We start from the raw sequence: 25,803 nt of genomic DNA, 5'->3' as shown, positions 1-25,803 counted from the left end.
TCGTGTCTCAGATTTAGAGTCAAAGCGACAGCCGGTTTTTGAGGCTCCGTGCGCAACGCTAAATTCTTTGCCATCGAGAAGCCCTTTTAGGGTAGCCTTGGCGGCAAGCCCCTCTGGTCAAGAGATTTCGGACCGTCTCCTTATTGAAGGGGAATACGTCCAAAAAATCGCGTATACTTCGAATTGACTGAAACTGCCATAAAGCCCTTACACGGATCCTATTTCCCGCGGTCAGAGGCAGAGCAGCGTTTCGGACTCTCGTAGAGTTGGTGAACAATGAATCGGTTTTTCGGATCGAGAATCGATTTTCTGTCTCTTCATGAATCAAATTTTTCTTCAAATGGAGGCTTTTCAGGTAGTTTGCTGAATCGTTTTGAACTGATTGCATAACCTATCGAGAAAGGATGGTTCCATGCCCTTTACCCGCATTTCGCTTCTTGAAGGAAAATCCCCAGAATATCTGAAGGCCGTCTCCGATAGCCTGCATCAAGCCATGGTCGAAGCATTCAATGTTCCGCTTGCGGATCGTTTCCAGGCCATTCAGCAGCATCGCCCAGGAGAGTTCGTATTCGACCGCAATTATTTTGGCGGTCCGCGTTCAGACGACTTCATGGTGTTCGAGATTACCATCGGCAGACCTCGCGATGCCGCAACGAAGCAGGCATTCTACAAACGCTTGGTCAAGCAGCTCAGCGAAGCGCCCGGCGTCCGACCGGAGGACGTCATGATAATCATCAGCACTTCAAGCCGGGATGAATGGTCTTTCAGTAATGGTGAAGCCCAGTTGCTTGAAAACGCGTAGTTGAAACAAAATAAGCGAATCTTAGGGATTTACAGTTCATTTTCGGCTCCGCCACAAAATTGGACGATTACATGGCAATAAGATTGCTGATTCTCGTCGCTTGTGGTTTATGACCGCCCAACCGACGGTAGATTGACTATGCCTAGAGTGTGGGATGCAAACGTGATATCGGGTTTGCAATCATCGCTCTTAAATTAATATATGGGGCCGGAAACAGCATGGCGAATAGCAGAATGTCGATAAGTAAAGGCTTTGGGGGCAAGGCCAGGATGGCCTTTCTACTCCTTCCAGTCGCCAGCGCTATTGCAATTTCCGGTTGTGCCTCGAAGGACGATGACATCGATCTCAATGCATATGTCGACACGATCGAACCTGCAGACGTTCTTTATAACCAGGCTCTGGCCAATCTGAATTCCGGCCGCCTCGATGAGGCCGCCAAGAAATTCGATGCTGTCGACCGCCAGCATCCTTATTCGGAATTTGCCCGCAAATCACTGGTGATGGGCGCGTTCGCCAATTACCGCGCAGGCAAATATGACGAGTCGATTGCCATGACCAAGCGCTACATTGCGCTTTATCCAACGCAGCCGGAGGCGGCTTACGCTTATTACATCACCGGTCTTTGCTATTACCGCCAGATCCCCGATGTGACACGCGAGCAGAGCATGACTCGCCGCTCGATTGCTGCGTTCAACGAGGTGGTCGAACGCTACCCCGACTCAGAATATGTCGAGGATTCCAAGCAAAAGATCCGCTTCGGCCGCGATCAGCTCGCCGGCAAGGAAATGCAGGTCGGCCGTTACTATCTCGAACGCAAGGAATATCTGGCGGCGATCAAGCGCTTCCGCGGCGTTGTCGAACAATATTCGAACACACGCCAGGTGGAGGAAGCCTTGGCCCGCCTGGTTGAAGCCTATTACGCGTTGGGCATCACCAATGAAGCCCAGACAGCGGCCGCGGTTCTCGGCCAGAATTATCCGGACAGCGAGTGGTACAAAGACAGCTACAAACTGCTGCAAAGTGGCGGGCTTGAACCTCGGCAGAACGCCGGCTCATGGCTATCCAAAGCCGCAGAAGCTATCACTGGTGGTAAAGACGGCGTCTAAAGCAATTCCAGGAAAAGTGGGAACCGGTTTTCCGTCCGGAATTGCGTAAAAACGAAGAAACCCTAACCTGAGCAACCATGCTTTCGCATCTGTCGATCCGCGATATAGTTCTGATTGAACGGCTCGACATCGAGTTTCGCGAAGGTCTGTCGGTGCTAACGGGCGAGACAGGTGCAGGTAAATCCATTCTGCTCGATGCTTTGTCGCTGGCCTTGGGGTCGCGCGGCGATGCCTCGCTCGTGCGTCATGGCGCTGAACAGGGTCAAGTTACCGCAGTCTTCGATGTGGTGGGGAGCCATCCGGCTCGCGCGCTGCTGCGTGAGAACGACATTGACGACGATGGCGATATCATCCTGCGCCGTGTGCAGAATGCCGATGGCCGCAGTCGCGTTTTCATCAACGATCAGGCGGCAAGCGTCACCCTGCTGAAAGAACTTGGACGCAGACTTGTCGAGATCCACGGCCAGCATGACGATCGTGCGCTTGTCGATCTCGATATCCACCGCACCTTGCTCGATGCCTTTGGAGCCCTTGAAATCAAGGCGGCGCTTGTGCGTACACTTCACAAGACCTGGCGCGATACGGAACACACATTGGTCCGCCACCGTGCCAAGGTGGAAGCGGCGACACGCGAGGCAGATTATCTGCGCGCCTCGGTCGAAGAACTTGCAAAGCTCGATCCGGAACCGCTGGAAGAAGAGACGCTGGCGATCAGGCGCACGGACATGATGCGTTCGGAAAAGATCGCGGGCGATGTCAACGATGCCAATGAGGTGTTGTCCGGCAACGCGTCTCCCGTACCTTCCCTCGCAAGTCTCGTCCGAAGGCTGGAACGCAAGGTGCCAGAGGCCCCACAATTGCTGGAGCCGGTCGTCAAGGCCATCGACGAGGCCCTGAATGCGCTAGCGGAGGCGCAAAATGGCATTGAGCAGGCGATCCGCGCCATCGATTTCGACCCGCGTGTGCTTGAGCAAACGGAGGAACGGCTCTTCGCGTTGCGTGCCGCCGCGCGCAAATATTCCGTTGCCGTCGATGACCTTCCGGCGCTGCGTGACCGGATGGATGCGGACCTTGCCGATATCGACGCGGGAGCCGAGCGGCTGGCAGCGCTCGAAAAAGAGGCGCAGGCCGCACGCGACGCCTATGATCTGGCCGCTCTCGCACTTTCAAAAGACCGCCACGAGACTGCCGAACATTTGAAACAGGCTGTCATGGCGGAACTGCCCGCTCTGAAACTGGAGCGCGCCGAGTTCATCGTCGAGATGACGACTGATGCAGAGAGCCGCACAGCGGATGGGATCGACACTGTCGAATATTGGGTGCGGACCAATCCGGGCACTCGCGCCGGTCCGATGATGAAGGTCGCATCCGGCGGTGAGCTCTCGCGTTTCCTCTTGGCGCTGAAAGTAGCCCTTGCCGATCGCGGCTCGGCGCCGACGCTGGTGTTCGATGAGATCGACACAGGTGTGGGCGGTGCGGTCGCCGACGCCATTGGCCAGCGTCTGCGGCGGCTTGCGGGCACCGTTCAGGTTCTCTCCGTCACGCATGCGCCGCAGGTAGCCGCGCGAGCTCAGACACATTTCCTCATCGCCAAGGCCGCTGCCGGCAATGACCGCGTGGCGACATCCATACGGGCGATGGAGACCGGCGACCGGCAGGAAGAAATCGCCCGCATGCTGGCTGGCGCCAGTGTCACCGACGAAGCGCGCGCCGCAGCAGTGCGGTTGCTCCGGGAAAACGCTGCTGTCATTTAACGTGATGTCAGGAGCTGGCTGCAGCTACGTCGGATACGTACTTTCAACGATGCTTTTCCATTTCTCTTAAGCTAATCTCCCGCCCGAATCCGTATTCTCAGCGTCGGACAAAACATGGCAGATATTCCCGTAGAACAATTAAGCGAGTCGGATGCCACTGAGGAGCTTGGCCGCCTTGCAGCCGAGATTGCCCAGCATGACTACCGCTACAATACGGAAGACGCCCCGATCATCTCGGATGCCGAGTATGATGCGCTGCGGCGCCGGAATCTCGCAATCGAACAGCGTTTTCCGCATCTGAAGCGTGAAGACTCGCCATCGAACAAAGTCGGTGCCGTCGCTTCGGAAAAGTTCGGCAAAGTCACCCATTCAATTCCGATGCTGTCGCTGGACAATGCTTTTCACGACAGCGATGTCGAGGATTTCGTCGGCCGCATCCGCAGGTTTCTCAAGCTTGGAGCCGACGCAAAGATTGGCATCACGGCGGAACCCAAGATCGATGGGCTGTCGCTTTCCTTGCGCTACGAGCTCGGCAGGCTGGTGACGGCGGCAACCCGCGGCGACGGAACCACAGGCGAAAACGTCACGCTCAATGCCCGGACAGTTGCGAGTATCCCCAATGTGCTCAGCGGCAAACCGCCGGAGGTGCTGGAGGTGCGCGGCGAGGTCTATATGAGCCACGCGGATTTCGCAGCGTTGAACGAGCGGCAGGCCAAGGACGGCAAGCAGATTTTCGCCAATCCGCGCAATGCGGCGGCGGGTTCCCTGCGCCAGCTCGACCCTACGATCACTGCTTCGCGGCCGCTGCAATTCTTTGCCTATGCCTGGGGTGAGGTCAGCGAGATGCCTGCCAAGACGCAAATGGGCATGGTCGAAGCGTTCAAATCCTATGGCTTCCGCGTCAACCCGCTGATGCAACGGTTCGAGACGGTAGAAGCACTGGTGAAGCACTATCACCAGATCGAGGAACAGCGGGCGCTGCTCGGCTACGATATCGATGGCGTGGTCTACAAGGTTGATGATCTGGCGCTGCAGCAACGTCTCGGCTTTGTCTCCCGCAGCCCGCGCTGGGCGATCGCGCATAAATTCCCGGCTGAGCGAGCGATGACGATCCTCAAGGGCATCGACATTCAGGTTGGCCGCACCGGCGCGCTGACACCGGTCGCGCGGCTTGAGCCCGTCACGGTTGGCGGGGTGGTCGTGACCAATGTGACCTTGCACAACGAGGATTACATCAAGGGTATCGGTCAGAACGGCCAGCCTATCCGCGAGGGGCGGGACCTGCGCATCGGCGATACGGTCGTAGTGCAACGTGCCGGCGATGTCATCCCGCAGATTGTCGATATCGTCGCCGACAAGCCGCGAGGAACGACACCCTATAGATTCCCGGATATTTGCCCGGCTTGCGGTTCCCATGCCGTACGCGAGGAAGGTGAGGCGGTGCGGCGCTGCACGGGCGGGTTGATCTGCCCAGCACAAGCGGTTGAGCGTATCCGGCATTTCGTCTCGCGCAACGCCTTCGATATCGAGGGGTTAGGCGAGAAGCAGGTGGAGTTCTTCTTCAAATCGGAGGATCCGGCGCTGCATATCGGCACGCCTGCCGATATCTTCACCTTGAAGAAGCGTCAGGCGGCTTCGTTGGCGAAGCTCGAAAACATCGATGGTTTCGGCGCAACGTCGGTAAAGAAGCTTTATGACGCGATCGACGACCGGCGCGAAGTTTCGCTCAGCCGCTTCGTTTACGCGCTTGGCATTCGCCATGTGGGTGAGGTCAATGCCAAGCGGCTCGCCAGAGCCTACCGTTCCTACGATGCGCTTGCCAGCGTAGCCATGGCCGCGGAATCGCCCCGGGACAAAGCCGACAAGGGCAACGATGCGTGGCGCGAGTTGAACGAAGTGGAGGGTATCGGCAGCATTGTTGCGGAGGCGCTGGTCGATTTCTATGCCGAGGAGCACAACCGCCACGCTCTCGATGCACTCCTTGCCGAGGTCACGCCGCTCGATGAAGAAGTCAGAACCGTCAGCCACTCGCCGGTGGCAGGCAAGACCATCGTCTTTACCGGGTCGCTCGAGCGGATGTCACGCGACGAGGCCAAGGCAATGGCCGAACGTTATGGCGCCAAGACGGCGGGCTCCGTCTCCAAGAAAACCGATCTTGTGGTGGCAGGCCCCGGCGCGGGATCGAAACTTGCACAGGCCCAGACTCTCGGCATTGAAGTGATCGACGAAGATTCCTGGTTTACACTGGTGGGCGCATGAGCGACGTGGTTTTCAAAGGCTTTGGCGACAAGGCGTTGCCCTTTCTGAAAGCGCTCGATTTCCACCAGAACCGAGAATGGTTTCTGGAGAACAAGGATATTTTCGATACTCATCTTTACGAACCGCTGGGCGATCTTGTCGAAGATCTGATAGCCCGGTTCGCGAAGGCGGGCCTCCCCTTCAGGGGCGATCGCAAGAAGTCGCAATTCCGTATCAAACGCGATGTGCGCTTTTCCAAGGACAAGAGCCCGTATAACCGCCACTTGTCCGCGCTTCTTTCGCCAGACGGCACGAAGTGGGCCGAAAGCGGCTGTTTCTATGTCTGCATCGGCCACGAAGATTATCGCGGCTGTTACGCCGCTGTCGCATGGTGGCAGCAGAAGCCGGAACTCCTGCTCGCGATGCGCAAGGCCATCGTCGACAAGCCGGAAAACTATCGCGCCATGGTCAAGGCGCTCAAGAAAAATCGGCTGGCGATGAAAGATACGGATGCATTGAAGCGCACGCCGCGCGGATTTGAATCGGTCACGGATGCTGATTTGATAGAAGCGCTTCGCAACCGGAATTTCGTCGTCCGCCATGCGATCGGTCCCGCCGATATCACTTCGCCAAAGCTTGCGGATGATCTTCTCGATTTTGCGGTGCGCGCCAAGCCGCTGATCGATTGGGGCAGGGCTATCGAGGGCACTGCAACCTCCTGATTCATATCATTTTGCCGAGGTTCGAATGGCGAATGCCAGATTGTGACAATGTGTAATTAATTAATGTTGACTTTTATAGTATAGTTTTAGTAGTGAACATTTGTACGGCGTGGACACGCGCTGTTTATTAGCTCAGCAAGCCACTGACCCACAACGATATTTGCGTGTGACGTAAGCCAGCCAGGCATTCTCTTTTGGGTTTGGGGAACTGGGACATGGCTAAGAAGACTCTGCTTGCGCGCCTCATGTGTGGCGGCGCCAGTACATTGGTGATGTTTGGGTTGAGCACCGGCGCATCGATGGCGCAAAACACCACAAACACTGGTGACAATATCGAACTCGAAACAATCGTCGTAAAAGGCGCCCGGCCGAAAGCCGCCGAGGGTGAAAAATCCCCATTGACCACCGTGACCGACCGGCAAGAAATTCAGGAGCGCATGGTCGAGAGTTTCGAGGATCTTGGGCGCCGCGTCGATGCCGGCGTCAATTTCAATACGCAAAACAACAGCATCAATCTGAGGGGCCTGGATCAGAATCGCGTCCTGACGACAATCGACGGCATACGTGTGCCGTGGCTGACCGACCCGCGCAGCAATTCGGGCGGTTTGAACGCGGTGGATTTCGATGGGCTTTCGGCGATCGATATTACCAAGGGCGCCGATTCCAGCCGTTATGGCTCGGGCGCTTTGGGCGGGGTCGTGCAGCTGCAGACGCTTGATCCGGAGGACCTTTTGACGGACGGACGCAATTGGGGTGCTATAACCAAGGGCGTCTATGACAGTGCCGACCGGAGCTGGCGTACCAATGCCGCCGTCGCTGCGCGCGCCAACGATACGGAATTTTTGATCCAGGGCGGCTATAGGCAAGGCCATGAATTCGAAAATATGGGCGACGTTGGGGGCTATGGCGCAACGCGAACCGAAGCCAATCCTTTAGACTTCGACCAAGGCAATTTTCTCGCCAAGATTTATCAGAACGTCGATGGCGGCCATCGGTTTGGCATAACCGGCGAATACTTCAAGCGCGATGCGGACATCGATGACAAGATCGGTTCGACGGCAAGCTACGTTCGAGGAAGTCTCGAATCCGGAGACGATGTCGAGCGCAAGCGGATATCTGCGAGTTACGACTATATCTCGCCTGACAAGACCGGCTGGATCGATGAGGCGCATGCGATAGCCTATTGGCAGCAGCAGGTCCTCACCAAGACAACGGACGGCGTTCGTTTGCCTGATAGTCGGGCGCGAATAATTCGCGGAGATCCATTCTTCTACGGCTATCCCTCCGGCATCTATACGCGTGACAATGAGCTGAAGCAGGACAGTTACGGCCTCACCGGCAATGTTCTGAAAAGCACCGAGATCGGCAACCTCACACACACGTTCCGTGTCGGCGGAGAAATCTACCGCCAGGACCTGCACCAATATTCAGCAGGCGTCGACAATTGTCCCGATGTCGATTGGTCCACGATTCCACAACCTTTCGGTCCGCAATCATGCCGGATGCTGCATTCGAATTCATCCGATATGCCAGACGTCGAATCTCTCGCAGTAGGTCTCTATGCCGAGGATGACATCGACGTCCTGAATGGCCGTGTGACAATCACACCCGGCGGACGTTTTGACTGGTATGATCATCGCCCGCAATCGACTGCTGCTTATGAGGCTGGTCCCAATTTCGACGGTACGATACCTTCCTCCAACAGCGACTCGCGCTTCTCTCCGAAGCTCCGCGCAACGTGGCACGCTGCCCCGGACCTCGACTTCTACGCTCAGTGGGCACAGGGTTTCCGTGCTCCGACCGCGCTTGAACTCTTTCAGAACTACGGCGCGCCCGGCTCCTACGCCAGAATCGGCAATCCTGATCTAAAGCCCGAAACCAGCAATGGTTTTGAAATTGGCGCGAAACTCGAAAACGAGACCTATGGATTTGGCGGCAGCATCTTTAACAATTACTACCGCAACTTCATCGAGGAAGTGACGATCGCGCCTCCTGGCGGCGAATTCCCGGTCGGCGGTATCACGGGTTATGCCAACCTTGATCGCGTCCAGATCTATGGCGCAGAACTGCGTGGCCACGTGAACTTTGCCGACCATTGGCGCACCTGGGCTTCGGTCGCGTGGACAGTAGGCAAGGATACCGAGAATGACGAATACCTGAATTCGGTGCCGCCGGTTCGTGCGATCGTCGGGCTGGGATATGCGGTAGAGGAATGGGGTAGTGACGTGTCGCTGACCATGGCCTCGCGCCGTGACAAGGTCAGCGATGGCGGTTTCGTGGCTCCGGGATATGCGCTTGTCGATACCACTCTCTGGTGGGAACCAAAATTCGCCAAGGGAATGAAACTTCAGGCCGGCATCTTCAATATCTTCGATACCAAGTACTGGAATGCGCTCGATGTGCCGGATTCAATTTCGCCTGCAATAGCAGATCGCTATACGGAGGTTGGCCGCAGTTTCCGCGTATCTCTCACGCAGAAGTTCTAGAGCAATTCCAGGAAAAGTGGGAACCGGTTTTCCGCCCGGAATTGCGTCAAAACAATGAGTTAGATGCCTCTGATCTCCCCTCCATGTGGGGGGAGATCAACATTCTATTCAAGCCACTCGGTTACGAACACCTCGTTGGCGTGGATATCGATTGTCTCCAGCGTGCCCGGCCCGAGGTTTTCAAATTTGTGCGGCGTGTTGGCGGGCGAAACGACGATCTGACCTTCATGGGCATCGATGATTTGATCCCCGACGGTAAATCGTGCATGACCTTTGCGGATGATGAATGTCTCTGTGTAGGGATGTTTGTGTAACCGCGGCCCGGCGCCAACGCGCTCCTGATGGTTGAAAATCACCGAGACGTTGGTTCCGTAAGGCTTGCCCGTGACCTCTCCTTGCCAATTCTCGGGATCAGTCGCCCAGACATCGCGTTCTATTATATGCGGCATTTTTGGTCTCCCTTGTCTCGTGGATGCAAAATAATCGTGGCAAAATCGCCTGACAAGGACCGATGCATTCACGATCACTGCAGTGACATTGATGGTATCAATCAACAAATGTGACGTGACAGCCAGTTGAAGCTGGCCTAGAGCAGACCAATGGACGAACAAATATATCAACGGCAATCGGTTCCCGCCGATCCAGGCCGTGCGCGCACCCAGTTCTGGGAAGGCTTCGCCAAAGGCCTGCCCATCATGATAGCTTCTGCCCCGTTCGGGCTGTTGTTTGGCGCGCTGGCCGTCGACAATGGGTTCACCGTGTTCCAGGCCGTGCTGATGAGCGCCGCGATTTTTGGCGGTGCAAGCCAGATGGTCGGTATCGAACTGTTCGGCCACAATGTCCCTGCCTGGCTGATCGTTTTTTCCATTTTCGCCGTAAATTTCCGCCATGTGCTCTATTCGGCGGCGGTGGGACGGCGTATCGGCCACTTCAAACCGCTCCAGAGCGCTCTCAGCTATTTCCTTTTGACCGATCCACAATACGCGGAAACCGAGAAGCGCGCGGAATCCGGGAAACCCGTGACTTTCATCTGGTACCTTGGCGTCGCCACGCCGATTTACGTGATGTGGGTCACGGAAGCCTGGATCGGTGGTCTGTTCGGCAATCTGATATCCGACCCGCATGCTCTTGGAATCGATATGCTGCTGCCGATCTATTTTCTTGGGCTAGTTATGGGCTTTCGCAAGCGCGATAACTGGGCGGCGATCGTCATCGCCAGCGCCGTAGTCTCAATCATTGCCTATAAGACGATTGGCTCGCCCTGGCATGTCAGTATTGGCGCTCTTGCTGGCATTCTGATGGCTGTGATTGTCGCCAAACCAGCGAAGGAGCGGAGCTGATGTCCTCGATCACGTGGATCATAATCGCCGGTGCGGTTCTGACATTCCTGACGCGTATCGGCGGTCATCTGGTTCTGTCGCGCTTCGAGCGCATTCATCCTCGCGTCGAAGTAGCGCTCAATGCGGTGCCTGCCGCGGTTTTGACGACGCTTGTTGCACCTGCCGCGGCAGAAGCCGACTGGCGCGGATTGATCGCGCTTGCCTTCGCCGGTCTTGTGGCGCTGCGCTTCAATGCGCTGACCATGTTCCTCGCCGGCGGAGCGGTGATCATCCTGCTGCGCCAATTCTCGTGACTACAAACTAGCTCTCATGACCGAAGGGCTCGGTCGCGGCGACCAGCCATTCGCGCGCCGGGCCATGTGTGTGCGGCAGCAGCGCTTCGCGAACTCGCGCGTGATAGGCGTCCAGCCAAATAAGCTCTTCTCGGATCAACAGGCTGGCATCGATCAGCCGTCTGTCGATCGGGCAGAGCGTAATCGTCTCAAAACCCATCATCGCGATGTCGCCGCCTTCCGGCACTTCCGGCTCCGTGACGATCAACAGGTTCTCGGTGCGGATGCCATAGCCGCCAGTGCCGGGCTTGTAATAGCCGGGTTCGTTGGAAAGGATCATGCCGGGCAGCAGTTCGTGCACGCCGCGCTTCGATATGCTCTGCGGCCCTTCATGCACAGACAGGAATGAACCCACGCCGTGCCCGGTACCATGGCCATAATCATATCCCTGTTTCCACAGAGCAATGCGGGCAAGCACATCAATGTCCATACCGCGTGTTCCCTTCGGAAAGCGCGCAGTAGAAATGGCAATCATGCCCTTGAGCACCAGTGTGAATTTGCGCTTCATATCATCTGAAGGCTTGCCGACCGGCAGCGTGCGGGTGATGTCGGTGGTCCCGTCGCGATATTGGCCGCCGCTGTCGATCAGATAGAGCTCACCGTCCTCTAATGTGCGGTTTGACGCTGTGCTGACACGGTAATGCGCAAAGGCTCCATTCGGTCCAGCCCCCGAAATGCTGTCGAACGAGAGATTTTCCAGCGGCATCTGGAAGCTCTCCGCCACTGTCTGGCGGGTTTCTTCCAGTTTCGTCGCCGCGATGATCTCATCGATTGTGCCCGGCGCCTGGCTATCGATCCAGGAAAGGAAGGATACCATTGCTACGCCGTCGCGCTCATGCGACTTGCGTGCGCCCTCAAGCTCAACCGCGTTCTTGAGCGCGCGTGGCAACCGAGCCGGATCGAGGCCATCCACGACCTTGCCGCCGACTTTTTCGATGATCAGACGCAGCTTTTCTGCTGTCAGCGCCGGATCGAGCATCACAGTCTTGCTCTCAGCGGCAAAGGCCGCGACGTCTCCCTCCAATGCTGAAGGGGCGCGCAACGTTGAAAGCTGGGTGAGATAGGCTTCCGTCTCGATTGGCAGCTTGCGCTTGTCGATAAAAAGCAGCGGTTCGCCCGATGCCGGAATCAGCGCGAAGGCGAGGGGAAGGGGCGTGTTGCTGACATCATTGCCGCGAATATTGAAAGCCCAGGCAATAGAGGATGGATCCGTGAGAATCGTCGCATCGGCTTTGGCTTTGGCAACGGCTTCAGCCAGTTCATGCAGCTTCTGGCTCGCCAGCTTGCCGGCATATTTCTCCGGCTGGATCGTGACGGCTTCCAGTGGCGGGGCAGGCTGGTCGTCCCAGATCATGTCGACAAGATTGTCTTTGACTGCAACGAGCGTACCGCCGTTTTTCTCCAGAGCCTCGCGCAAAGATTTGGTTTCGCTGATCGTGTGGAGCCAGGGATCGAACCCAATGGTGAGCTTCTTGTCGACATTGCGCAGCCACACGGGAGGTGGCGTGTCGACAAGGCTTTCGATCGTGAAGACTTCCGGGTCGGTCTGCTCTGCTGCCTGCAACGTGTAGCGCCCGTCGACAAACAGATAGGCTTTGCTCTTCATGATCAGAGCAACGCCGGCAGAGCCGGTAAAACCCGTCAGCCAAGCCAGGCGGCGGGCGCGGGCAGGCACGTATTCGCCCTGGTGTTCATCGGCGCGCGGCACAAGAAAACCATCGAGGCCAAGGTTTTCGAGTTCAGCGCGCAGCTTGGCGACACGGGGCCCTCCGGTAGCAGGATTGCTTGTGACCTCAAACGACTGGAACATTGGAATCTGGACCTCTTTGCTTAGCGTACGACCCAAAAATCTTTGCGATTTTTTGAACAAGGATCATGCGCCAATGATAGGGTCGGAACCTAGCCTCCCGTTTTCAGACGCGCAATGGAGGAGTGCATTTGGCAACCGATTTAATCGGGGTTCAGATGCTTGTCCTGAACGAACATTGGATTGCTACTTCACCATCCAGCGTTCGAGCAAAGTGCGGGCGCCGTCTTTGACCGCCCGCCATTGGGGAAAGGCATCACCAGGAATCTCCGCCCTCAAAATCAATTGCAGATCGCTGTAATAGATGTTGAGTCGGCAGCTTCCCCCCACCTCGCAGTCGACAAATATTTCCTCTTTGTCGTCTTCAAAATTGATATACTGCGTCGATACAACCGGGGGATCGAAAAGAGACGAACGACCTGTTTCAATGATCTGTAGCAAGCCATCATGCGCCGGTCTGAGCACGTAACGTTGTTCGAACAGATCAATCCAGTTCCGAAACCAGCGCGACGGTAATTTGCTGTCGGCATAATCGGCATCTGTTGCCCGTTCGACAAACCGCACCAGAACGATATATTGGTTCTGGCCCGGTACAGCCTGATTGTCTTCCCTTGGTCTGCTTTCGGCCAAACCGAGTGGGTCTTTTTGCGGGGACCGCAAATCCGGCATCCAGAACGAAAAACGGAAGCGGCTTGTTTCCGGATGGCAATTCACATCTTCGGCCCTGGCTCGAAAGCCATAACCATAGGGAATGCGAAATATTTGACCACCTTGCAAGCGATATTCAACTGGATAACTTGGGTCCAACTCCTGAATGCCAAATCCAGGGGGTGTTGGATCAATATCCGGTTTGCAGGGATAGACTTCCGTGGCCATCGCAATGCTTGAAAAAAAAGCTATGCCAAATAACAATGTCATCAGCGCATAGCAGATGGCCAGAGTCTTGAGCATTGGCTTCTCCTGAACAGGAACCGCACTCTGATTGACAAACGTCACATAGACAATGCGACGTTCGTCGTAAGCTGGGTCAACATTCATTCTAATCCGCATTTTGCCAGGGGTGAAATTCTCCTTTGCTTTGGCGAATGTTATAACGCGTATTGAGCTCGTTGATTTTTAAGCCGTCGGTGACGTCGATTTCCTTGAGACGTTTATCCCGTGAAAACCAGCCGACCACATTGTCATCATCGTTAAAACGAGGGTGATAGCCATCGATATCATAAGGATCTCCGGCAAAACCGCCACGCTCGCCATTGATTCCATCAAGTGCGCGATCGATGATTTGCAATTTGATTTTTGCCGGCACCTGCGCGTTTAGTCCTTGTACTATCGCTTCGGCGGAATTTTCCGGGTAACGGTCAAGTCGGAATTTGCGAACAGTGTCCGCAAGCGCCCTGGCGTTCACCGAAATGAATTTCTCATACTCCGAGGGATTATTGGAAATACGGTCACCCACCGTATCACCCGGCTTACTTGATAAAGGCATATCCCAATAGTTGAATGAACCGCCCCAGCCACCTAATGTCTGCCTTCCTTCTTCGTCCGTTACGGAAAGGGCATCATTGGCAATGATCCGTTGCATGGACGGCATTTGACCTGTCTCCAAAACATCCTTCATCACAAACGCTCCGATGCGATTGGAATTTCCCTGTATCTTCTCAGGACCGGCCGGTTTGTCGTCAAAGCGCAAACCATTTCCTGTGACGCTGCGAATGAAGAAATTGCCCTGACTGTTCGGATCGTCGGCATTGATTTCTCCTGCCTTGCGCAGCCAGAACTCCTTCGCTTCCAATTCTTTGCGCTCTGCAACACTCAAACCAGGGTTTTGCAGACGATTTTGAACTTGCTGATGCAGATATTTGTACGATTCGACATACGCTCCTTTTCCGCTGCCGATCTTCCTTCGGAGCTCAGCCTTCTGACTTTCGTTGAATTCAAGATTGCGGCGCTGCCCTTGATCTGAATCTGATACGGGTTTGACAAGATCGTTGTTGCTACGCGGACGAGCCGATGTAGCGCCGGTCTTAATCGGATCGACAGATGGGCTGGATCGATCAGAGGCAAATCCTCCACCTCCATCGGTCCATTGTCCGCCATCGGAATTTCCCGCCGGTACGCGTGGCTGATCGGGGTGGTACCTTCGTAGAATATCCTCCGTGATACGCAGCCTGCTACGCCAGAAATCGTAGCCGAGTTCTGCTCCCCGGATATCCTTCGGCAGATAGGAATTGGGCGGCGCCTGCCGCATCGCTTTGAATTCGGCGGCGGCTTCTTCAACGCGGTATCTATGGTGGTGAACTTGGGACAGGTCATGTTCGTAATCTCTCATGAAATAAATCCTTTAAAAAGAATATATTCCTATAATCGATTGAGACTGTCAATTGGAATTTGATAATGCCATCCCGAAAGGCGCTAGTATGACGCTTTAGCTAGCGCCAAGTACGCGTGGCGCTGGAGGAGCGGCTGGACGATCTGGCGGACGTGGGCGATTGTCGTCATTCGAACGGCCTCATGCCGACGACAAAGTTGCGCGTTTGCGATGGCTCGGGCAATTGGCATCGCCGAAACAGGCGTCTAGGATGATTGTGCAGATATATTTTACTCAACTCGACGTTCCCTATAGCTCCAGCGGAAACGGCGTTGGTTCCCATACTTTGCCGTATTTCAGGTTTTTGACCGTTTTCGCTTCGAGCTCATGCAGGATTCGCGCCAATTCCTGCCGGTTATGGGCTACCAGCGCCGGATAGAATGTAGGGTAGAACGCGTCCATGGCCCGCCGAATTTCCATGGGTTTCATCAGCGTTGCGTCGATGATTTCGATTGCCTGATTGAGATCGCCGGTGGCAACGGCCATGAGCAGTCGTGCATAGGGATAGACGCTTAACGGCATCGGATTGTTTTCGGGCCGCGCGCAAAATGCGATCATTTGATCGAGCGTTACAATGGAACGCAGGGTATCCAACGCAACGTCCATAACTCTTACCAGATGCTTTAGGCTCGGTGGATTGTCGATCATCCAGTGAATGAATTTCGGGTCCGCCTTTCTCTGTCTCGCCAGATCATCGTCTAGTCCCTCGAACGAAAAATACGCAAGGTCCGTTCCCCAGCCCATGCCTAGTCGGGCGGAAGCATCGAATATCAACGACACGCTGGTCAATGGAACGAACAGTTTCGGGTCACTGCCACGGTCGATGATAATGCCGCGGGTGAAGTGATGCACCGGCGTGATAAGGAGATAGCGCCCGACTAGCGCCAGGTCCGCGTGGCGCTGGAGGAGAGGTTGGACGATTTGGCGGACCTGGGCGATCGTCGTCATTCGAACGGTCTCAAGCCGATGACAAAGTTACGGGCTCGCGAGGGCTCGGGCGATTGGCATCGCTGAAACAGGCGTTTAGAATGATTGTGCAGGTATGTTTTACCCAACTCCAAGTTCCCTATAGCTCCAGCGGAAAGGGCGTTGGTTCCCAGACTTTGCCGTAGTTCAGGGTTTTGACCGTTTTCGCTTCGAGCTCATGCAGGATTCGCGCCAATTCCTGCCGGTCACGGGCCACCAGCGCCGGATAGAATGTAGGGTAGAACACGTCCATGGCCCGCCGAATTTCCCTGGGTTTCATCAGCGTTGCGTCGATGATTTCGATTGCCTCATTGAGATCGCCGGTGGCAACGGCCATGAGCAGTCGTGCATAGGGATAGACGCTTAACGGCATCAGATTATTCTCGGGCCGTGCGCAAAATTCGATCATCTGATCAAGCGTTACGATGGAACGCAGGGTCTCCAACGCAACGTCCATAACTCTCACCAGACGCTCGAGGCTGGGTGGGTTGTCGATCATCCAGTGAATGAATTTCGGATCCGCCTTTCTCTGTCTCGCCAGGTCATCGTCTAATCCCTCGAACGAAAAATATGCAAGGCGCATTCCCCAGCCCATGCCTTCGACAGTCGAACCATCGAATATCAACGATACGCTGGTCGATGGAACGAACCGTTTCGGGTCGCTGCCACGGTCGATGATGATGCCGCGGGTGAAGTGATGCACCGGCGTGATAAGGAGATAGCGCCCGACTAGCGCCAGGTCCGCGTGGCGCTGGAGGAGAGGTTGGACGACCTGGCGGACGTGGGCGATTGTCGTCATTCGAATGGTCTCATGCCGACGACAAAAAATTGCATGCCCTCGCCAAAGTTGCGGGCCACAATGCCCCCGATTTCGTCGAGCCGGGGGAACGTGATTTCGTTGTCTCCGGTCTTCGGATCATAGACGCAGACAAGCTTTTCGGACGCCCCGTCATACACGTCTATTCGTATCGTACCTTTCATGCCGTATCTAACCCAGGGGCCACTACTATTGCCCGATGCAACGCTATCCTCGGCCGTCGCCGCCGATTTCAGGAGGGACATTTCCGCCAACAAATTTGGATTCCCTATTGCCTCGACTTTCTGCGCGGCCCGAGCGTGAATACGTGTGCCCCGATTTGCCATTGAATCAAATTTCGAAGCCGCGTCGACCTCCTCGGTCGCCTGATTGAGCAGTTCCTGCACTGTCAGGTAGTTCGGACAGTACTTTATTACCTCATCACGTGACAGAGTTCCAACGGCTACCTTCGTCGTATCCTTGTCGAGCGAATAGGAACGGGCGCGCGCCGATATAACGGGTATCAGGGTGGTGTCGGGTCCAATCTCCGTAGCCAGCCGGTTGTATTCCTGAATCTGGCTGTCGATGTCATCGGTCCAATCCATGCCGTCGATGATTTCAGAAAGGGCCGATACTCCGGGAATCCTGCGCACAAGTGGGCGTACAGCGCGCATCGCCTCGCCAATCCAGGAACCGGTCGAAGGCCCCTTCGCGGGAGCGGTTGTGGCAGGCTGGCTATTGGTAGCAGCATCCGCCGTCGCGCCGGTTTTGATAGGATCGACAGATGAGCTGGATCGGCCAGAGCCAAACCCACCACCGCCATCGGTCCATTGCCCGCCATCGGAATTACCCGCAGGTACGCGTGGCTGGTCAGGGTGAAACCTTCGTAAAATATCCTCCGTGATACGCAGCCTGCTACGCCAGAAATCGTAGCCGAGTTCTGCTCCCCGGATATCTTTCGGCAGATAGGTGTTTGGCGGCGCTTGCCGCATCGCTTTCAGTTCAGCGGCGGCTTCCTCAACGCGAAATCTGTGGTGGTAAACTTGGGACAGGTCATATTCGTAATCTCTCATGAAATAAATCCTTTAAAAAGAAAATATTCCTATAATCGATCGCGACTGTCAATTGGAATGTGGCAATGCCACTCCGAAAAGGTTCTAATACGCGGCTTTAGCTTTCAAATGCAGGGTAACCCAGCCCTCGCGGCGCAGTGTCTTCATATGAAACAGGCCCTGGACGCGGTAGGCGGCGAGGACTTTCTCCCGTTGCGTTTCGAGAATACCGGAGAGGATGAGCGAACCACCCCAAGCGAGGTGTTTGCACATTTCAGGGGCGAGTTGCATCAGCGGCCGTGCAAGGATGTTTGCGACGATGAGGTCGAAAGGCGCGGCGGCGCGCATTGCCGGATGATGAAAGCCCGTTGCGGTTTCGGTCTGTATCCGGGCGGCAACGCCGTTCTTCACCACATTCTCCTGCGCCACCGCGACTGCGACCGGGTCGATATCCGTCGCCAGAATACGGATGGGCGCAAGCTTGGCGATGCCGATGGCAAGCACAGCGCTGCCCGTTCCAAGGTCAAGTGCATTGCGCGGATGTTCGCGCCGGATGACCTGGCTGATCATGTCGAGACAACCGGAAGTGGTGCCGTGGTGGCCTGTACCGAATGCCTGTCCTGCATCGATTTCGATGCCGAGATCATTGATGCGGCGTTTGTCGCGATCATGCGAGCCATGCACGAAAAAGCGTCCCGCGCGCACCGGCTTCAGCCCTTCCAGCGAATGCGCGACCCAGTCGATGTCCGGCACCTGCTCACGGTTCAATTCAAGGCCGAAGGTGTCGCTGCCGAGAACATCGCGAATGCGTGTCTCGATTTCGTCGGGCTCGAATGTATAGACCGAAACCTCGAATATTTCACGATCCTCGTCGATTTCGGCGTTGGCGACCGGCAGACCATCGTCCTCGAATTCACGTTCGAGCATGGTGAAGATACGCTCGGCTTCGATCTTGCCGGCGGTAACGAAAAGGCGGGTCTGGGTGGTCATTCAAAAAAGTTCTCTGCTTTAGGGTGTGTCGAGTTCATCTCAGGGCGAGGCGAAAACGGTGATTGTCGAGCACCAGAGCGCAGCGTACATTTGGTACGTGAGCACCGGAGCGCAGAAAAACGCCGTTTGCAGTCCGCCCTGGCGTGAAATCTAGCTTTTGGCGAGGCGTTTCAGTTTCTCGACAGCCGTATCAGGATTTTCGCCATAGGCAATGGTGCCGAAGAAACGGCCTTTGCTGTCCAGAAGAAAGATCGAGGCGGTGTGGTCCATCGTATAGTCGCTGCCTTCGACGGGAACCTTGCGCGCAAAGACGCTATAGCCCTTCAGCATGGCTGCGATCTTGTCGGGATCGCCTGTCACGCCCGTGATCCGGTCAGACACATTGCTGACATAGGATTTCATCACGGGGACAGTGTCCCGCTCCGGGTCCACCGTGACGAAATAGGCGTTTAGGTCTGCGCCCTCCGTGCCGAGTTTCTTGAGCCAGCCGTCAAGCTCGAACAATGTCGTCGGGCAGACTTCCGGGCAATGGGTAAAACCAAAGAATATGGCGGATGGCTTTTGCCGGAATGCCGCCTCCGTGATCGGTTCGCCATTCATCGTCGTAAGCTGGAAGGACGTGCCGAACGGCCCCTGATTGCCGGTCGTCGTCTGGCGTGACGACTGGAAGGTGATCCAGCCGGCAGCCCCGGCAAGAAGCGCAATCGCCACGATCAAAAAAGGCAGCAGACGTTTGTTCATGGATGATTACTCAGGGACTGCCAAGCACTACATGCACCAGGCCAATCCCGCATTGATGAGAGAAAGGAAGATGGAATCGCCCTTGTTGAACCACGCAGCAAAGGTGAGCCCCGAAGCTATGGATGCTGCAAGCGCAAGAGCAGCATATAGCACCATTCTCGGTGTACTGATGGAGGATGACGTTTTCATGGTTCGATTATAGGATTTCGCTTGGGTTTATGCAAACAAGTGACCGGTACTTGCTACGGTCGTCTGACAATGAAAAACCAAGCAAATACGGACTTCTCCGGGCTCCCGCGTTTGTCGGACGCGAACAGATGGCGAGCCATCGTTTCAACTCGTCAACGACCGCAAGGGATACGTGCCATGCTCGCGCATGCCGCATAGTTTTCTGATCAGCAATTCCATTTTTTCATCGCCGAAACGGGCAAGGATTTTCTCGGCGCGTGCGAAGGCCTGCCTTTCGGCATCGGGAAAGTCGGACGGCTTCAGGCTGTTTCCCGATACCTGCGCCCCGGCGATATAGCCGCAGAATTCCGTAAAAGTTCGCTCTTCGAACGACAAGCTCGCAAAGCCGCCCGGCCCAAAATCGACGGGGGCGGTTTTCAATGAGGGATGGTCGGTGACGATGATGCTTTCGATGCGACGGCCAAAGCTCAGGACTGCGAGTAGCTTGCCGCATAGAACGCTCATCAAGGCGTTGCGCAAGTGATGGTCGATTTCAGCAGCATTGGACATGCCAGATACTATTTCATATTTTTTTGGCGCTCGACACCAGCTAGCCCATTTACCCTTAATGGCTGACTTGCTCGCATTCTTGCAAAATTCGTGTGAATCGAGGACTGGGCAGCCAAACCGACTTGATTTTATTGACGGATCTGGCTCGGGTTCACTTTTTGTGCAAAAGAGTTGGCTGAACAATTGAGAAAGATCATGGCCGATAACGACGATCCGCGCTTCCAGAATGACCAGCCGCGCATCCATCCATCCGCGCAGCTGAAAGGCGTCAAGCTCGGCAAATATACCGAAGTTGGCGAGCGCGTTGTCCTGCGCGATGTGACCGCCGGTGATTTTACCTACTTCGAACGGCATAGCGAGGGAATCTATGCCGATATCGGGCGGTTTTGCTCGATTGCAGCGAACGTTCGCATCAACGCACTCGAACACCCGATGGAGCGGCTGACGACGCACAAGATCAGCTACCGGCCCAACGAATTTTTCAAGTACCAAGGCATCGACAACGTTTTTCGCGCGCGCCGGCAAGCGAAACGCGTCGGGATCGGCCATGATGTGTGGATCGGCCATGGCGCGGTGATCATGCCGGCAATCCAGATCGGTCATGGCGCAGTCATTGGCGCCAACGCTGTGGTGACCAAAAATGTCGCGCCCTATACGATCGTCGCAGGCAATCCGGCCCGGCTGATCCGCCTTCGCTTCCCCGAAGAGATTGCCGCGCGCCTGCAGCGACTTGCTTGGTGGGACTGGCCTCCGGAAACGCTATTCGAAGCCATCCCGGACATTCAGTCACTCGGCATCGAGTATTTCCTGGCGAAATGGGAACGTTAGAGCAATTCCAGCAAAAGTGGGAACCGGTTTTGCGTCCGGAATTGCGTAAAAACAAAGAGTTAGAGCATTGCAGTGACTCGATTAAAAACGGAATGCTCTAAACACCGTTCGCGGTTTTGCTTGCAATCATTCCGCGCAGTATCCAACTGAGTTTTGCCCCAACGTCAAACCCTCGGGAGTTTTCTGATGAAGCGCACCCTTGCTGCACTGGCCCTTCTAGGCGCCGCAGTCCTGCCCACTCAGGCCGAAGAAGTCGGCAAGGTCGGTGTTGACTGGCTCGGCAATGATATCGTCATTGATGCCGTCACCGATCCGAAGGTGCAAGGCGTTACGTGCCATCTTGCATCGTTCTCGCGGGGCATGATCGACCGGCTGCAGAAAGGCAACTGGTTCGAGGATCCGTCCAATGCCTCGATTGCCTGTCAACAGACAGGTCCTATAACCATCGCTGATATCGAGCTTGGCGAAGGTGGCGAGCGGGTTTTTTCCGAGCGTACCAGCCTCATCTGGAAGAAGCTCGTTATTACGCGCATCTACGACAAGCCAAACAACACGCTCATTTATCTTGCCCATGCCACGCAGGTTCAGGATGGCTCGGCCAAAACCTCGATCTCGACAGTCCCGCTCTTTGCTGGGAACGTCAACTGGACCAAGGGCAAGCCAGAGTAATCATCTTGTCGTTCCCGATTTGGCAAACAATCTCATACCATTGGCTAATAGGAATTTAATCTTATTTATCGCAGGATGGATCGAGCTTTTATTTGAAGGGTTTGATCATGAATTTTAGCATTAAAAACCACAGGCTCGACACGGGTACTTCGAATGTGAATTTCGTCGGTTCGCCTAACATTGGCGGCGAATTGAAAGCCAGATTTCTGATCATTCACTACACCGCGAGCGGACCGGACGCCGATATCGCCAGGTATTTTTCGCAAAAAGCAGCCAATGTTTCGGCACATCTCGTTGTCCGCCGCGATGGGTCAGTCACGCAATGCGTGCCATTCAATGTTGTGGCTTGGCATGCCGGCAAGAGCCAGTGGACGGGGAAGGGCGGTACCAGATATTCGGGGCTGAACAGTTCGGCTATCGGCATAGAAATCGAAAACTGGGGACCGCTTGACAAGCGTGCTGGAGGCTGGGTCTCGTGGACCGGAGTAGCCGTTGATGGCTCGAAAGTCATCGAAGCCCGCCATAAATTCGGTGTGCCCGATTGCGGCTGGGAGGTATTTACGAGCGCCCAGATCGAGACCGTGATTGCGCTAGCGCAAGCCATCTGCAGCGCATATGCCGTCGAGGATATCATGGGTCATGATGATATCGCCCCCGGCCGCAAGTCAGACCCGGGGCCGGCGTGGGACATGGAAACGTTCAAGGCGAGGGTGAGGGGTGGGGGACTTTTCCAGCCGAATAGACAGCGTGCGATTGGTTGAAGAACGCGCCACGTAGTCGATCTTCAAATTTCCTTGCATTTTATAGCTATTGGTAATATATATGCCGAATAATATCGCTTATAGCAAACAGGCATCCCGATTTTTGCGGCGCATTCCGCGAAATGAAGCTGAGCGGATCCTGTTGAAAATTCGAACCTACGCGAATGACCCGACCAGTTTACAGAACAATGTAAAAGTGTTGCATGGGTTGGGTTTGAAGCGTTTGCGGGTTGGGGATTGGCGTATCATTTTCGATGAGAGCGGTAATGTGCTGACAATTGTAAGAATTGGGCCTCGCGGCGGCGTTTATTATTGAAGGAAGTGAAATGGGCGATCTGAAGGTAAGTTACATTACGCCGCCGGGCAGTGATCAGCGGTATGCAATGATCGCAGAAGGCGATTTTATCGCGATAAAAGATATCATTTCGCGCCTTGATGTTACTTTGTTGGAAGCAAATAGCGAGGCGCTAAAGGAGCTTGCAGAAGCGTTGGACATTCGTGCGCGAATAGCGAGTGGTGAAGAGGAGACTTTCCCCGAAGATATTGTATCGGCTTTGGTGGCTGGCCAAAATCCGGTACGCGTCTTTCGGAAGTGGCGCGGGATGACTGCCGTGGCCTTGGCGCGGGCCGCTGGTATCTCTCAGCCCTATCTATCTGAAATTGAAAATGGAGCTAAGGATGGTTCGCTATCCGTTATGAAGCGCATTGCTGAGCTCCTAAACGTAACTCTGGACGATTTGGCTGGTTAGACCTCTCAAATCCCTTTAACGAAACTATCCAGCACGCGTTTCTGACCGGCCTTGTCGAAATCGATCGTCAATTTGTTGCCTTCGATCGACGAGACGTTGCCATTGCCAAACTTGATGTGGAACACGCGGTCGCCCACATCGAAATTCGAGGGCGTTTCGCTGACGGATTTTGCCACCAGTTCGCCATCGATCGTGCGGCCCTTCACTGAACCACGTCCTGCGCCGAGGACGGAATCCGTTTCGCCGTAGCCGATGCGCTCCACTTTTGCGCCGGAGCGCGAGCCCCAATTGTTGCGGGTCGCGTCGGAGCGGTTTTGCTGGGCGCGTTGCCAGCCAGGCGTCGAATAGGTGTTTTCGAACGGGTCAGCGCGATCAAAGCGCGATTGGCCGTAACCGCCGCCCCGGCCACCATAGCCTCCGTAACTATCGCCGCCCGCCACCACGTCGACATGCGCTTCCGGCAGCTCTTCGAGAAACCGGGAAGGGATCGTCGATTGCCACAGGCCATGGATGCGCCGGTTCGAAACGAACCAGATATGCAGGTTCTTCTTGGCGCGCGTCAGTCCGACATAGGCGAGGCGGCGTTCTTCTTCGAGCCCAGAGCGACCGCCTTCATCCAGCGCGCGCTGGTGCGGAAACAGGCCTTCCTCCCAACCTGGAAGGATGACTGTCTCAAACTCAAGACCCTTGGCCGAGTGAAGCGTCATGATATTCACGGCATCGAGGTTCTCGTTCTGCTCGGCATCCATGACCAGTGCCACATGTTCGAGGAAAGAGCGCAGTGACTCATATTCCTCCATCGAGCGGATCAGTTCTTTCAGGTTTTCCAGCCGTCCCGGTGCCTCGGCGGAGCGATCCGCCTGCCACATGGCCGTGTAGCCGGATTCGTCGAGGATTTTCTCGGCGAGCTCCGTATGCGGGGTCGTGTCGATCTGCCCCTGCCAGCGCTGGAAATTTTCCACCACCTCGCGCAAGGCTGAGCGCGGCTTGGGCTTCAGCTCTTCCGTCTGGACGAGGTCGGCCGCCGCGTCGAGCATGCTGATGTCGCGGGCCCGCGCATAATCATGCACCTGCCGGATCGCCGCTTCGCCGAGGCCGCGCTTGGGCGTGTTGATGATGCGTTCCAGCGCGAGATCGTCAGCGCCTTGCGCTACGACGCGGAAATAGGCCAGCGCATCGCGGATCTCGAGACGTTCATAAAATCGTGGGCCGCCGACCACCCGGTAGTTCAGGCCGAGCGTGACGAAACGGTCTTCAAACTCGCGCATCTGGAACGAGGCGCGCACAAGGATCGCAATGTCATTGAGATTGTGGCCCTTGCGTTGCGCCTGCTCGATCTCTTCGCCGACAGCGCGGGCTTCCTCTTCGGAGTCCCACGAGGCGTGCACATTGACCTTCGCATCTTCAGGATTGGCCGCATCGGTGAAGAGGGTTTTGCCGAGACGGCCTTCATTGTGCGAAATCAGGAACGAGGCAGTGCCGAGAATATGCGCCGTCGAGCGGTAGTTGCGCTCCAGCCGGATTACAACCGCGCCGGGAAAATCCTTCTCGAAGCGCAGGATATTGTCCACTTCCGCGCCGCGCCAGCCATAAATTGACTGGTCATCATCGCCAACACAGCAGACATTCTTCGACCCCTGCGCGATCAGCCGCAGCCACATATATTGCGCGGTGTTGGTGTCCTGATACTCGTCCACAAGGATATAGCGAAACTTCGCGTGATATTCTTTCAGCACATCCGGATAGGCGCGGAACATGCGGATCGGATGGCAGAGCAGATCGCCGAAGTCGCAGGCGTTCAGCGTCTTCAGGCGGTTCTGGTAGGCGCTATAAAGCTCGCGGCCCTTGCCATTGGCAAAGGCGCGCGCGTCGCCTTCCGGTATTTCGGAAGGGCCAAGACCCTTGTTCTTCCAGCCATCGATCATGAGCGCAAACTGCTTGGCGGGCCAGCGTTTGTCGTCGAGGCCCTCGGCTTGGATGATCTGCTTGATCAGGCGAACTACGTCATCCGTGTCGAGAATGGTGAAATCGGACTTGAGACCAACCAATTCCGCATGACGCCGCAGCAGCTTGACGCCGATCGAGTGGAAGGTGCCGAGCCATGGCATGCCCTCGACTGCACCGCCAACCAGAACGCCGATACGCTCTTTCATTTCGCGGGCAGCCTTGTTGGTAAAGGTCACCGCCAGTATCTGGCTCGGCCAGGCTTTGCCCAGCGAAAGGATATGCGCGATGCGGGAGGTCAAAACGCGCGTCTTGCCCGTACCGGCACCAGCCAGGACGAGCACCGGACCTTCCGTCGTTTCAACCGCCAGTCGCTGTTCAGGATTGAGCCCGCTGAGATAGGGTGGCGCACCACGCGCTTGCATAGCACGCGCAGCTATGCCCGAAGGCTGGCGCGGCGGCATATCAGCTTCGTCAAAAAACGGCATATCGTCAGGTAATCCGGACATTTGAACCCAATGTAGTGATTCGGTACCGAAAAACCAGAAAAATGCGATACAAAAAGAGAACGGGTGGGCTTAGGCACAATCTTCTACACCTAAACTTGAAGTTGA

General features: G+C 55.7%; 24 protein-coding genes. 13 read left to right on the top strand and 11 right to left on the bottom strand.

The features are described from left to right. Window positions 1-412: 412 nt before the first annotated feature. The 6 genes from PHA01_RS09305 to PHA01_RS09280 all read left to right on the top strand — a co-directional run bounded on the left by PHA01_RS09305 (window position 413) and on the right by PHA01_RS09280 (window position 9,108). Window positions 413-802, top strand: coding sequence for a tautomerase family protein (locus PHA01_RS09305; RefSeq protein ID WP_271894717.1), 390 nt, complete (start codon window positions 413-415; stop codon window positions 800-802). 269 nt (window positions 803-1,071) lie between these two features. Further along, window positions 1,072-1,908 (top strand): outer membrane protein assembly factor BamD, encoded by an 837-nt coding sequence (locus tag PHA01_RS09300; RefSeq protein WP_210000402.1) that lies wholly within the window; start codon window positions 1,072-1,074, stop codon window positions 1,906-1,908. 77 nt (window positions 1,909-1,985) lie between these two features. Continuing rightward, window positions 1,986-3,662, top strand: a complete 1,677-nt coding sequence (gene recN, locus PHA01_RS09295; RefSeq protein ID WP_271894716.1) for a DNA repair protein RecN — start codon at window positions 1,986-1,988, stop codon at window positions 3,660-3,662. 114 nt (window positions 3,663-3,776) lie between these two features. Continuing rightward, on the top strand, window positions 3,777-5,921 hold the full coding sequence (gene ligA, locus PHA01_RS09290) for an NAD-dependent DNA ligase LigA (RefSeq protein WP_271894715.1): 2,145 nt from the start codon (window positions 3,777-3,779) through the stop codon (window positions 5,919-5,921). After that, the gene (locus PHA01_RS09285; RefSeq protein WP_271894714.1) at window positions 5,918-6,622 is read left to right on the top strand and encodes a DUF2461 domain-containing protein; all 705 of its coding nucleotides are present in this window, start codon (window positions 5,918-5,920) and stop codon (window positions 6,620-6,622) included. The genes ligA and PHA01_RS09285 overlap by 4 nt, the downstream gene beginning before the upstream one ends. A 215-nt stretch (window positions 6,623-6,837) precedes the next feature. After that, the gene (locus tag PHA01_RS09280) at window positions 6,838-9,108 is read left to right on the top strand and encodes a TonB-dependent hemoglobin/transferrin/lactoferrin family receptor (protein WP_271894713.1); all 2,271 of its coding nucleotides are present in this window, start codon (window positions 6,838-6,840) and stop codon (window positions 9,106-9,108) included. Between the two features lie 104 nt (window positions 9,109-9,212). Here the strand turns inward: PHA01_RS09280 and PHA01_RS09275 are convergent, their stop codons facing one another. Beyond that, window positions 9,213-9,557 (bottom strand): cupin domain-containing protein, encoded by a 345-nt coding sequence (locus tag PHA01_RS09275; protein ID WP_271894712.1) that lies wholly within the window; start codon window positions 9,555-9,557, stop codon window positions 9,213-9,215. A 150-nt stretch (window positions 9,558-9,707) separates the two neighbouring features. Between PHA01_RS09275 and PHA01_RS09270 the strand changes: the two genes are divergently transcribed. Next, the gene (locus PHA01_RS09270; RefSeq protein ID WP_271894711.1) at window positions 9,708-10,448 is read left to right on the top strand and encodes an AzlC family ABC transporter permease; all 741 of its coding nucleotides are present in this window, start codon (window positions 9,708-9,710) and stop codon (window positions 10,446-10,448) included. Continuing rightward, window positions 10,448-10,741 (top strand): AzlD family protein, encoded by a 294-nt coding sequence (locus PHA01_RS09265; RefSeq protein WP_112530090.1) that lies wholly within the window; start codon window positions 10,448-10,450, stop codon window positions 10,739-10,741. Before PHA01_RS09270 ends, PHA01_RS09265 begins: the two co-directional genes overlap by 1 nt. A gap of 7 nt (window positions 10,742-10,748) precedes the next feature. On the opposite strand, the gene PHA01_RS09260 is transcribed toward PHA01_RS09265, so the two are convergent. The 9 genes from PHA01_RS09260 to PHA01_RS09220 form a co-directional block, all read right to left on the bottom strand. Beyond that, window positions 10,749-12,590 carry an aminopeptidase P family protein gene (locus PHA01_RS09260; protein ID WP_271894710.1) on the bottom strand — a complete coding sequence of 614 codons (1,842 nt, stop codon included), beginning with the start codon at window positions 12,588-12,590 and terminating at the stop codon, window positions 10,749-10,751. A 183-nt stretch (window positions 12,591-12,773) separates the two neighbouring features. Then, window positions 12,774-13,538, bottom strand: coding sequence for a hypothetical protein (locus PHA01_RS09255; protein WP_271894709.1), 765 nt, complete (start codon window positions 13,536-13,538; stop codon window positions 12,774-12,776). An 88-nt stretch (window positions 13,539-13,626) separates the two neighbouring features. Next, complete coding sequence (locus PHA01_RS09250) at window positions 13,627-14,916, bottom strand: hypothetical protein (RefSeq protein ID WP_271894708.1); 1,290 nt, start codon at window positions 14,914-14,916, stop codon at window positions 13,627-13,629. A gap of 288 nt (window positions 14,917-15,204) precedes the next feature. Next, window positions 15,205-15,903, bottom strand: coding sequence for a hypothetical protein (locus PHA01_RS09245; protein WP_271894707.1), 699 nt, complete (start codon window positions 15,901-15,903; stop codon window positions 15,205-15,207). 118 nt (window positions 15,904-16,021) lie between these two features. After that, window positions 16,022-16,720, bottom strand: a complete 699-nt coding sequence (locus tag PHA01_RS09240; protein ID WP_271894705.1) for a hypothetical protein — start codon at window positions 16,718-16,720, stop codon at window positions 16,022-16,024. After that, on the bottom strand, window positions 16,717-17,790 hold the full coding sequence (locus PHA01_RS09235; RefSeq protein ID WP_271894703.1) for a hypothetical protein: 1,074 nt from the start codon (window positions 17,788-17,790) through the stop codon (window positions 16,717-16,719). Before PHA01_RS09235 ends, PHA01_RS09240 begins: the two co-directional genes overlap by 4 nt. A gap of 84 nt (window positions 17,791-17,874) precedes the next feature. Next, entirely contained in the window at window positions 17,875-18,759 is an 885-nt protein-coding gene (locus PHA01_RS09230) for a 50S ribosomal protein L11 methyltransferase (RefSeq protein WP_271894701.1), read from the bottom strand. Window positions 18,760-18,909: 150 nt separating this feature from the next. Next, entirely contained in the window at window positions 18,910-19,500 is a 591-nt protein-coding gene (locus tag PHA01_RS09225) for an SCO family protein (protein WP_271894700.1), read from the bottom strand. Window positions 19,501-19,833: 333 nt separating this feature from the next. Then, on the bottom strand, window positions 19,834-20,238 hold the full coding sequence (locus PHA01_RS09220; protein WP_271894699.1) for a hypothetical protein: 405 nt from the start codon (window positions 20,236-20,238) through the stop codon (window positions 19,834-19,836). 195 nt (window positions 20,239-20,433) lie between these two features. On the opposite strand from PHA01_RS09220, the gene PHA01_RS09215 reads away from it, so the two are divergent. From PHA01_RS09215 to PHA01_RS09195, 5 genes are all read left to right on the top strand, one after another. Then, window positions 20,434-21,066, top strand: coding sequence for a DapH/DapD/GlmU-related protein (locus PHA01_RS09215; protein ID WP_271894698.1), 633 nt, complete (start codon window positions 20,434-20,436; stop codon window positions 21,064-21,066). 186 nt (window positions 21,067-21,252) lie between these two features. Further along, the gene (locus PHA01_RS09210) at window positions 21,253-21,735 is read left to right on the top strand and encodes a CreA family protein (protein ID WP_271894697.1); all 483 of its coding nucleotides are present in this window, start codon (window positions 21,253-21,255) and stop codon (window positions 21,733-21,735) included. Window positions 21,736-21,842: 107 nt separating this feature from the next. Continuing rightward, window positions 21,843-22,496, top strand: a complete 654-nt coding sequence (locus tag PHA01_RS09205) for an N-acetylmuramoyl-L-alanine amidase (RefSeq protein WP_271894696.1) — start codon at window positions 21,843-21,845, stop codon at window positions 22,494-22,496. 61 nt (window positions 22,497-22,557) lie between these two features. Further along, window positions 22,558-22,812, top strand: a complete 255-nt coding sequence (locus PHA01_RS09200; RefSeq protein ID WP_271894695.1) for a type II toxin-antitoxin system RelE family toxin — start codon at window positions 22,558-22,560, stop codon at window positions 22,810-22,812. A gap of 10 nt (window positions 22,813-22,822) precedes the next feature. After that, window positions 22,823-23,245 (top strand): helix-turn-helix transcriptional regulator, encoded by a 423-nt coding sequence (locus PHA01_RS09195; RefSeq protein WP_271894694.1) that lies wholly within the window; start codon window positions 22,823-22,825, stop codon window positions 23,243-23,245. 5 nt (window positions 23,246-23,250) lie between these two features. Here the strand turns inward: PHA01_RS09195 and PHA01_RS09190 are convergent, their stop codons facing one another. Then, on the bottom strand, window positions 23,251-25,698 hold the full coding sequence (locus PHA01_RS09190) for an ATP-dependent helicase (protein ID WP_271894693.1): 2,448 nt from the start codon (window positions 25,696-25,698) through the stop codon (window positions 23,251-23,253). Between the last annotated feature and the right edge of the window lie 105 nt (window positions 25,699-25,803).

This window comes from Candidatus Phyllobacterium onerii (assembly GCF_028331445.1).
GTDB classification, from domain to species: Bacteria; Pseudomonadota; Alphaproteobacteria; order Rhizobiales; family Rhizobiaceae; genus Phyllobacterium; species Phyllobacterium onerii.
This window is presented reverse-complemented; position numbering and strand designations above follow the sequence as displayed.